Here is a 206-nt window from a genome sequence, read left to right as displayed (position 1 = left end):
TCCAGCGCGGATTGCGCCAGTCGATCCCCTCCAGGAGATAACCGAGCTGGGCTGCGGATATCTGCACCGCTTCACCACTTCCGCTGGTCGGCCAGATGAACTTCCCCGCCTCCAACCGCTTCGTATAGAGCGACATGCCGACGCCGTCGTGCCACAGCAGTTTGACCAGGTCGCCCTTGCGCCCTCGGAAGCAGAAGATCTCGCCG

General features: G+C 63.1%; 1 protein-coding gene. It reads right to left on the bottom strand.

The features are described from left to right. A partial coding sequence (tnpB, locus tag GQE99_RS20160) for an IS66 family insertion sequence element accessory protein TnpB (RefSeq protein WP_161353767.1) occupies positions 1-206 on the bottom strand: 206 nt, incomplete at both ends.

This window comes from Maritimibacter harenae, from assembly GCF_009882975.1.
Taxonomy (GTDB): domain Bacteria; phylum Pseudomonadota; class Alphaproteobacteria; order Rhodobacterales; family Rhodobacteraceae; genus Maritimibacter; species Maritimibacter harenae.
The sequence above is the reverse complement of the archived record's forward strand: the minus strand, read 5'-3'. Positions and strand labels throughout refer to the sequence as shown.